The sequence below is a fragment of the Verrucomicrobiota bacterium genome (genome assembly GCA_039192515.1).
Classification (GTDB): Bacteria; Verrucomicrobiota; Verrucomicrobiia; order Methylacidiphilales; family JBCCWR01; genus JBCCWR01.
Map to the genome: position 1 here is coordinate 1 of JBCCXA010000062.1, position 9118 is coordinate 9118.

10 protein-coding genes are annotated in these 9118 nt (G+C 41.5%); 1 reads left to right on the top strand and 9 read right to left on the bottom strand.

Annotation, left to right across the window (positions count from 1 at the left end; translation table 11 throughout):
* From AAGA18_15300 to AAGA18_15325, 6 genes are all read right to left on the bottom strand, one after another.
* A partial coding sequence (locus AAGA18_15300; GenBank protein ID MEM9446707.1) for a glycine zipper family protein occupies window positions 1-1146 on the bottom strand: 1146 nt, incomplete at its 3' end.
* A 251-nt stretch (window positions 1147-1397) separates the two neighbouring features.
* Window positions 1398-2162: a vWA domain-containing protein gene (locus AAGA18_15305; protein ID MEM9446708.1), complete on the bottom strand. Its 765-nt coding sequence runs from the start codon at window positions 2160-2162 to the stop codon at window positions 1398-1400.
* A 118-nt stretch (window positions 2163-2280) separates the two neighbouring features.
* Window positions 2281-2805 carry a hypothetical protein gene (locus AAGA18_15310; GenBank protein ID MEM9446709.1) on the bottom strand — a complete coding sequence of 175 codons (525 nt, stop codon included), beginning with the start codon at window positions 2803-2805 and terminating at the stop codon, window positions 2281-2283.
* A 95-nt stretch (window positions 2806-2900) separates the two neighbouring features.
* A complete protein-coding gene (locus AAGA18_15315) occupies window positions 2901-3626 on the bottom strand; it encodes a hypothetical protein (protein ID MEM9446710.1) in 726 nt (241 codons plus the stop codon).
* Between the two features lie 88 nt (window positions 3627-3714).
* Window positions 3715-4407, bottom strand: coding sequence for a hypothetical protein (locus tag AAGA18_15320; GenBank protein MEM9446711.1), 693 nt, complete (start codon window positions 4405-4407; stop codon window positions 3715-3717).
* 206 nt (window positions 4408-4613) lie between these two features.
* Window positions 4614-5873, bottom strand: a complete 1260-nt coding sequence (locus AAGA18_15325; protein ID MEM9446712.1) for a S8 family serine peptidase — start codon at window positions 5871-5873, stop codon at window positions 4614-4616.
* A gap of 10 nt (window positions 5874-5883) precedes the next feature.
* Between AAGA18_15325 and AAGA18_15330 the strand changes: the two genes are divergently transcribed.
* Window positions 5884-6126, top strand: coding sequence for a hypothetical protein (locus AAGA18_15330; GenBank protein ID MEM9446713.1), 243 nt, complete (start codon window positions 5884-5886; stop codon window positions 6124-6126).
* Here AAGA18_15330 and AAGA18_15335 read toward each other — a convergent pair.
* The 3 genes from AAGA18_15335 to AAGA18_15345 all read right to left on the bottom strand — a co-directional run.
* Complete coding sequence (locus tag AAGA18_15335; protein MEM9446714.1) at window positions 6107-7228, bottom strand: DUF1822 family protein; 1122 nt, start codon at window positions 7226-7228, stop codon at window positions 6107-6109. The genes AAGA18_15330 and AAGA18_15335 overlap by 20 nt on opposite strands.
* A complete protein-coding gene (locus AAGA18_15340; protein ID MEM9446715.1) occupies window positions 7221-8114 on the bottom strand; it encodes a hypothetical protein in 894 nt (297 codons plus the stop codon). The genes AAGA18_15335 and AAGA18_15340 overlap by 8 nt, the downstream gene beginning before the upstream one ends.
* A gap of 283 nt (window positions 8115-8397) precedes the next feature.
* A partial coding sequence (locus tag AAGA18_15345; GenBank protein ID MEM9446716.1) for a Dam family site-specific DNA-(adenine-N6)-methyltransferase occupies window positions 8398-9118 on the bottom strand: 721 nt, incomplete at its 5' end.

A 9118-nucleotide genomic window follows, 5' to 3' on the forward strand; every position in this document is an offset into this window, starting at 1 on the left:
GAGACTCCTGATCCAACCGACAAGCTTATCAACAACCCAACCAACAGCCATACCAATGGCACGACCAATTGCTGCACCAATAGTTGCTACTCCAAAGATACTGCCAACAGCAGCACCCCCAGCGGCAAACACCTTTTCGATAGCAGCCTTCACTTGGACTTTTACCTTATCGTAAATAGAACCAATGAACTTAGCTAAGCCGCCAAAGTCTTTCTCAGCAAGGATAAAGGTCACACCATACTTTTTAGGCCAGTGATTGCCCTCACGAAGACTAAAATAGTGAAACTGCCAATCAGAATAGTTCTTCTCTTTGCCATCATGGAAACCATCCCCGATGAAGTGTTCCCCAATCTTTTTGACATCACCAGTCTCATCAGTTGAGATCCCTGCAAGTGCGATTGAATCATCGAATGGCCATTCCCAATCAGTTTCATCCTCACACTTGATTTTACGAATGTAGAGCCCTAACTTATCGGTGGTTGATTGTGCCTGAAAATTGTCATCAGGACCGTCAACAACACTGTAGAGATCGCCTTCATGGACCTCACCCCAGACTTCGCTGAAGCGTTCCATATTGAGAACACCTGAATCTACTGCTCTCACCTCAGAAGCTTGCATTTTGGATTGCAAGTCTTCCAAATTAACAGGAAGGCTTTCTGCAGGAATCAGTAAACCACCATCCGTTGGAGAAAACTCCGAGATAGGAACAGAAAGTTGAGGTGTGGTTAACCCCAGCAATTCGTAGTTAACTTGGAGCGTAGGTAATTCATCGCTGAGCTGAGTGAAGCCTCGGTCAAGAGCAACCTCTGCTGGCAACTCTCCATAACGCCCAAACACGCTTTCACGAAGCTTAACAGGAGCATTGATTAGCTCAAGAGCCTTAAGCTTAGCAGGACCAGATAGCTCCTCTTTTACAGACTGAAGAGCAGTCTGAAAATCGCCTTCCAATGTACCTGCTTGAAGCTCGGCATCGGGATTAGCTGCAGCAACCGCTAGAGAGTATTTAGCAGCATTGAAAACATCCTCCATAACCTTCAGCAATTCCCCATCTGGTGCCTCAGCTGAAGGAGATTCCGTATTGGTTGGTTTAATATTCAATACCCCTGGATTAAGGATATCTAGTTGTATCTCTGGTGTCGTGGGCATTTAAGATGCTCCTTAAGTTCAACACCCTCAATATATTTCTATCTAACGAGTTTCACAGTACCCTCATGAGGAGACTATTATTCAGACAAGATCTAATGGGACGTTGAGCCTCTAATAATTATTTTCCTATAAAAAACCTATACATAAAGGCGTTCTATAAGCTCTTCCACAGAATGAGAAAACCTCGACTCCATAGAGTCGAGGTCGGATTTAATTTTACTTACAAGAGGTACACAGGCAAAACAATGAACTTATTCCGCATGAACATGTGGACGATCAAACCTCATCACACTCTGCTCCGAGTTACTTGAATACTCAGAGAAGCTGTTTGATAGATTTGACCAGCCAGAACTCACGCCTTCTGATGTATTTTCATATTTCAGCACTCCAAAAGGCTGAAATCCAAGGATTTGGGCTTCACCGATAGCAGATAAATCAGAACTGAGAAAAACAAATTGCCAGTCATCCTCATCTTGCTTCTCATCAATCATTGACTCAATTTCAGTTTTAGTAAACTCAAAACTAGAGTTTTCACGACCATCAGTAATAATAGCCATTACGACTTTCTCAGGCCGCTCATCTTCACTCAAAGCATCTAAATCTGCCTCTAAATCATTGATACTTCTACCAATTGCATCAAGAAGTGGAGTACCACCTCGTGGGACAAAATCATTCCGATCCAAATCAGAAACACCTGCTAAGTCCTGAAAATCATAAATAACCTCATAGGAATCAGAGGAATCAAATTGAACGAAGGAAAGCGTAGCATCTGTTGAGTTATCCCTTTGATCATCCAGAAATTGATTAAAACCTCCAATTGTATCTTCCCTGATCGAGTCCATAGAACCGGAACGATCCAGAAGAATACTGATGTGAGTAGAGTTTGTTGGCGAATCTTTTTTTTCAGAAACGTTATGTGCAAAGACAGCATTACTAGCCGAGGCAGTAAATACAGCAGCTACTAGAAAGCTTTTCAGAATAGACTTATGGTTTGTGGTAAAGAAAGAAGATTGCATTGTCTTAGTCCTCTAATATTTGACAAAAAGTACTAAAAAACTCACAAGTGAAAGCAAGGCATTCTCTAGATAGGCGCAGAAAGGCAAAAATCTTTAAAGCCTTTGGCTTGAAGTGGTTCTAATGGCTGTATACCCTGCCTCGATCACCTAGCTGTTGCTCCAAAAGGAGTGGTGAATGAGGAATCACAGTACTGCTACCAGCTAAGCCAGGTACAGGTGATTCGAGCATAGCTGAGCCGTTACCTGCTACTGAACCAGCAACATTACCCGCGTGATATCCAAACTCTGCAAAGTTCATAGCATCCTCGTGCGAGAAACCCAAAAAGGTATCTAAGCCGTAAAGACCTGAAGCCAAAGGTGAACCATTCAGAATCTCGGCTTCTCGAATAATGTTCCTTGGTGGTGGACCCATGTTTTCAGGGCGTAGCGTCGAAATAGTTGGGGAATCATCAAGAGTAAAATCTGGAACCATATTGCCACGGTCATCAAGAGTAAATCCATATTGTTCCATTGAACACATTGGGCCATCTTGATATACCTGCGCATCTGGGCCACACATCAAAGATGAGTCATTCGCTTGGGCCACAACAGGAATAAATGTAGTGCCAACTGCCAGCAGTAAAAGAGCGAGCTTATTCTTCATGGTCAATCACTCCTTCGTGAAATACGTGAAAACAAAACAAAGAAAAATTGAAAACAAAAGCTGCAGATTCTTTTCTAAAAAGAAGAGAAAATTAGTTACGAAGTGACTTCACTCACCACATCATCTGAAGCAACCTCTTGAGTGACTGGTTCTAATTGAGACCAGGCAACGCGTCCGTCTTCTGTTGGTGTAAGCACCAGTGGGGCATCAAGTTGAAGTGTCTGACGGCTACCTGGCAGAACCTGAACGGCAATCGCAACTTCAGGTGAGGGATCATTGATAAGGTGCTGAGCTGCCGTTCCTAATGCAAAGCCAATAATAGGCCCCATCATGTCACCATCACCAGCGATTAATCGTCCTACTCCTGAACCCAGAACAGGTAAGTAGCTATTGTTATTCATGCCTTGGCGGAATCGAGCATCTTGATAAATTGAAACACCCCCCATATCAACTGAGGAGGTTTCAATAGGCACAAATTGACCGCCAATATTAATGGCAGTAGCTGTCAGGTTAATATTGCTTTCATCCGCTGTAAGTTGAATTTGTACGTCAGCGCCAGTGCGGCCAACAGGATTACCTTCAGTATCCAGGAGTTCATGAGCCAAAGGTAACGTAATATTCTTAGAGCCACCTTCCATCATCTCAATAATCTCCTGGTGCGGAAACACTAAAGTAAGCGCAGATGACTCTGAAACAACTGACAAAGGAGTAACAGACAAAGAAGGAGAGTTCTCAGCCTTAACTGGAAGAGATAAAAAACCACAAAAGAGAACAGCTGCACCTGCACCAATTGCAGGGAGTGTGACAGAATTATTGATCATTGGAAAAACCTCATATTCTTAAAAGGAAGGGCTCAGGCTAAACAAATCCTCAAATTGTCGCCTGAACCGTAAACTAGAAAGGCAGGACTTACTGTTGAGGAGTTAGGCCAAAGCGACTAAAATCGAGTAGGTTCGACAGAAGAAAACTATCTCGCTGCATCTGAATTTGTTCCATTCCTAGCCTTTCCTGGCTCTCAATAGCCTGTACATATGTGGCTTGTTGATCTTGATTGATCTGAATACGGGCATTCGCATCAATTTCAGCTCGTTCTGTCAGGCCATTTTCAGAAGTTTGAGTATTGATGATAGATTCATTGGAAACCATATTCTGAATAGCCATCATAGTGTTTCCTTCAGTAACAGCAGTACAGTTGCCATCATTAGAAAGAAGCTGATCTAGAGTGAGTTGATACGTAGTGGCATTGGTTTGATCACGATCATAAGTTTCATGAGTCTGACTATTTGCGCTCGATTGATGATGATCCTCACGGCGTAAACCTCCGCCACCACCAAGGCTTATTGGACCAAAGCCAATCTTTCCGTTACCACTCGAATCACGAATACGGCTAGAGCTATCAGCTGATTGTTCACCAGTACTATTAGAACCACTATCGTTCGCCGTCCCATTGTCAGTAATCGTTTCTGAATACCCTCCTACAACCGGGTCACAGTAATCGGTGCTTAATTTGTATGAGTCAAAATCAGGTAATACTTGAGCATTGGCAACAGCTACAGGCATAGTAGTCAAAACAGCGACAGTTGCAGCTAGATATCGATTCATGTCTTAACCTCAAAACTTCAATAAAAAGATTTTCAGAGAAGAGTTAATTCAAACTACCTCCTCTAATAAACAAAGTTGATTTTCAAAACCTTGGTTGAAAAAATCCCTGCAAGCTTGCACTTGCAGGGATAAATGCTGTAGCTGTTTTAGTATTGAATAAATCTCAATATTAAAACAGTTAACTGCTCAACAGAAAAACAAGTATGTTAGTCAGTCAAGGTGTTTGGATCTGGAGATTCTAAAGACGGATATAATTCATAGGAATCAGTGCAATCTAACTCAGAAGAATCCTCTATTAACTCATACGCAGCACACTCAGTTGCAAAAAAATCTAGCTTAGGCTTCCCCTCAATCTGACGAGAGGCAACAGCTTTTTCGTAGAGATGAGCAGGAACAACAGTTGGAACATCGGAAGAGTCTGAATAATAAGCTTTTTGACTCTTCAAAATGTCATAGGGATTCAAGATAGCTTTACGAACATTGATGGCTGTATAAGAAGGGCAATCGATAACTAAAGAGCTATTACTCCAATATGGACAGCTTTTATACTCTCCAATGACAATTGCAGCGGCGGCAGCGACTTGTGGTGTAGCAAATGAAGTTCCTGCACAGCTATGCACAAAATCACCTTCAGAAGAGGGTAAAACAATCCCCAATGCTTTTGACTCCCAAAGATGCTCAGGTGTACAAGCCTCTGAAGTCATAGGCTCTCCACCTGCAGCCAAAATATCAACCCCATTTAAATGACTAGAGTAACTGGCCAACTCATTATTGGCATTGTAAGATCCAACAGTTATAACGCCCGGATGATCCAACAAACGTTGAAATAATTCAGGAACGTTATCATTAGGTGCATAATTTCCCGAAGCTAAAACAATTACTACATTTTGCTTATAAGCTTCTTCAACTGCAGCCAACAACTGTTTAGCGACTTGAATATTTTCAGGTTTTTGCCAAGCTTCCTGCTCATTATCTAAAGGCTTTATATCTAGACTGATATTAATGACATCAGCTTTCTTGTCTAATGCCTTTTTAATTCCAAGAGCCAGCATTTCAACACTTACACGTTCTGTCTCATCAGAAGCATCTTCTATGATTCGAATAGGAATAGTAGATGCTAAATGAGCCATTCCAGGCCCTGCTGACGCATCACAAGTTGGTTGGACAATAGACAAAGCAACTTGTGTATCATGATAACTCTCTACAACTGAGGCATCAGCATGTTTGATATCGACACCTTTAGCACCCACAGTAAAATCAAACCCTGGAGAAAACCGCTCTTCACTAATAAACCCTCCATACTCTATACCATCGCCGATAAAAGCAATATTCACATCCTGTGCCCATCGAAAGTACTTCTGATACCGAAGCATTTTTTCCCAATGATCTAATAATCCCCAGCTTATTGGCATATGGGGATCATTAACCTCATACTTCTTATCAGAAGAATATTCATCACCTTGCACACAAACCTCTTTGAACGTCGATGAAAGCACTTCAGATGAACCTTCAAATTGCTTAGCAGGAGAAGAACTTGAGACAAATGACTGGGGAGTATCTGATATCTTTGATGAAGATATTGAATCCGATGGAGGTGAAGGTGTTGAGCATGAAATGCTCAATAAAACCCCTAAAAAAAAAGCGAAAACCTTATACAACCTTTTTGTTGAAAACATCATCCTCTTTACCACTAAAGAAACTAATGAGAGTGACTTGTAAGATGACTAAGCAAATCCGACATTGGAATAGTATTCTCTACCCTTATATTGCCTAACCAAACTTGATAGTGAAGACTGTCAGTAACTCCTAACGTGACCTGTCGCAGTCGCAGTATTTCCTCTTCATCGCTGAGTTGGTCTTGAAATGATTTCTCCGGAACTTCAATACTGGAGACCGATAAGCCTAACCCTTTAGGTAACAATTTCTCAGTTGAATCAGGATATATTGCGACATAGAGCTTGAAATTATCTTCCTCCTTAGCAGACTTGATAGTAACAACAACAACTAAACGATACTCCGTCTGATCGGTTTTAAGTGAAACTTTTGATTCTAATTCCTGACTTATTTTTTGCGGCTGTATATTTGTTTCTGGAGAGAACGCACCACAGGCTCTGAGCTGCCAAGAGTCTTTATTAGACTGCTCATTCATCTCTGAAGAAGATGCGCCAGCGGCTCTTAGTTGCCAAGAATCTGAACCTGTTTTTCGCTTCTTATTCGGTCTGATTTTCCAACCTTTAAGCGGAGATGCATCAGATTTTAATATATCTCTATTTGATGCTCCAGAGCCACGCATAATTGTCTCTTGGACATAAGAAAGTAAAAACTCTGTCAACTGCTCATAAGATTGCAGGGCTTCTATTGAGATGACAGTAGATTTAGAAAAATCATTACTTAAACTATGGATAGGCAAATATCCAATAACTTTACCTCTTACTGCTTGAGGATCTAAACATTCAATACTCGTAACTACGCAAGCAATTACATCATCATCTAAATCTTGTGGGACCTGAAATCTTACTTCTCCAGGCAGTAAAGCAATACATATAAGCCTAGCTCCTCCCTGAAGGTATAAATCATTGATATCTCCAAGAAAAGAGAAAGCATGCATAGCGGCTTTTTGACTATAGCTTTTCGTCAAATCTGTGCTGATAAAAGGCTTAATCGCATAATCAACCAGCAAAGGTGCTGCTACATTAAGAGCAACTTTTTTCTTTTGTTCAGGTTGATCATACTTTTTTACGCATCGTTGTATATGTTCTTGCTGCTCTGTAGGTAAACGTACAGGATAACCAGACATACCCCTATTAATATCATTAGTCATCACCAAACTCTCCTTGATCATCTAGATCTGCAATAAATTTCTTCATAAAAGAAGAAAATATAGGGATCCATTTACTTGCAGCATGTTCAGTCACTCCAAACACTTTAAAATAATCGCTTACCTGACGACGACTGAGATTTTTTCCCGATTGAACAAGTTTAAATGTGGTGTAGGCATTCATCTGAGGATATTTAGGATGGCACTTTTGAATCAGAGATTTTCGGATATGGGGGCGTTCGATAACCTCCGCCAATAAATCCAAAACGTGCTGTGAGTACACTTTTTTGTTGATTACCTCCTTAGAATCTAACGCTCTATCTAAAACTTCTTCTGGTAAAGGCTCACTAGATTTCAATATATCCTCTAACTTATTTTCTCCATCTTTTCCAAATGATTCGTATATTGAAACAGGAGGCATCTTCAAAAGACGATTTAGTTCATCTTTAGCTCCTCGTTTACTTTTAGGATTTTGACAAACTTTCCTGCGAAGAGAGAGAGCAGTCCAGCGAAGACACCATACACGACTGTAATATCCAAACAAACACTCTTTAATAGACCTAGAAGGTGAGCAATAAAAGTCTTGCAGTACAGGTCTTTTTGGATAAGGATTTTCGTCCTCTAGTGCAAAAACGTAATTCAAAACAAAGTCTATGCACTCACTAAGCTGGGAGTAACACCAAGCCATCTTCAAAAGCTTAAACTCACCGCTTGTGTAGCGAAATATGAGGTATATCCTAGCCCAGACATACAGGTTCCCTTCAGCTCTTAATTTCGTAACACCATCTGAATTTTGATAATCATTTATCAATTGAGATAAATCTTTATCAGTGAAATTCAAATATTTTTTTTCAAAATCATCATAGCTACCACAATCATTTGCTTTCATGTATAGACACCCCATGAGGTAAAGCTGCCCCTGGAAAAACTATAAGGAGCCAAACAAAAACAGGGCAAACCCTTTTAATTTCTTGAGAAACCTCCAAAAGTACAAAGTACAAACAAAAGAAAGCGTTGGAAAACCCAAACGCGCCCCCTCATATAGCTAAGTCAACTTAGACTTAGGTGGTTGAAATACATTTATTTATTTTTATTAAGACGTCTGAATTAGCGGCAGTCTTAGTCTTTCTGTATTTTTCTAACCTTGCCATGCAAACACTTTGAGCCTGTCACTAATAATTCATCACCATTACTTCTGCGACCTTTCCTCGCTTGGATACCTTTGAATTAATCGCTCGGCTTGCCTGGACCTGTACACATCGATAGTCCGCATAGAGGGAGCAGATGAACTCAGTACAGGAATTGCTCAGCAGCACCTTGCAGCCCCTCCGAGCAAGCTCATCCACGGTCAGCTTAAGCCTTATCTGCTCTGCACGATCAAACCCAGCCCCCTCATAACTGGTAAAAGATGCCGTTTCGGACACCGGATCATAGGGCGGGTCAAAGTAGATAAAATCGCCTCGCTTGGCATCGGCTACTAAATCAGCAAAATCTGAACGCTCAACTCGGATATTCCTCTGGCCCAAATATCCACTCACCATGTTCAGCAATGGAGCATTCACAATTTTTGGATTCTTGTACCGACCAAACGGGGCGTTCTGCTGGTTCTTCCGATTGACCCGGTAGAGCCCGTTATAGCAGGTGCGATTAAGGTAAATAAGCCTCGCAGCACGTTCAACCGCTGAACGCTGGTAGTAATCCTCTGTCCTATCCCAGGCCCTAACCCGATAGAAATACTCTGACTCGTTTCGGTGGAGCTGTAGTGCCTGGATAAGCTCATCCACTGAATCCCGAACAGTCCTGTAGCAGTTAACTTGCTCAGCATTACTATCCCCTACTACGGCTCGACTGGGATCCAGGGCAAAGAGTAGGGCACCACCACCCAAAAACGGC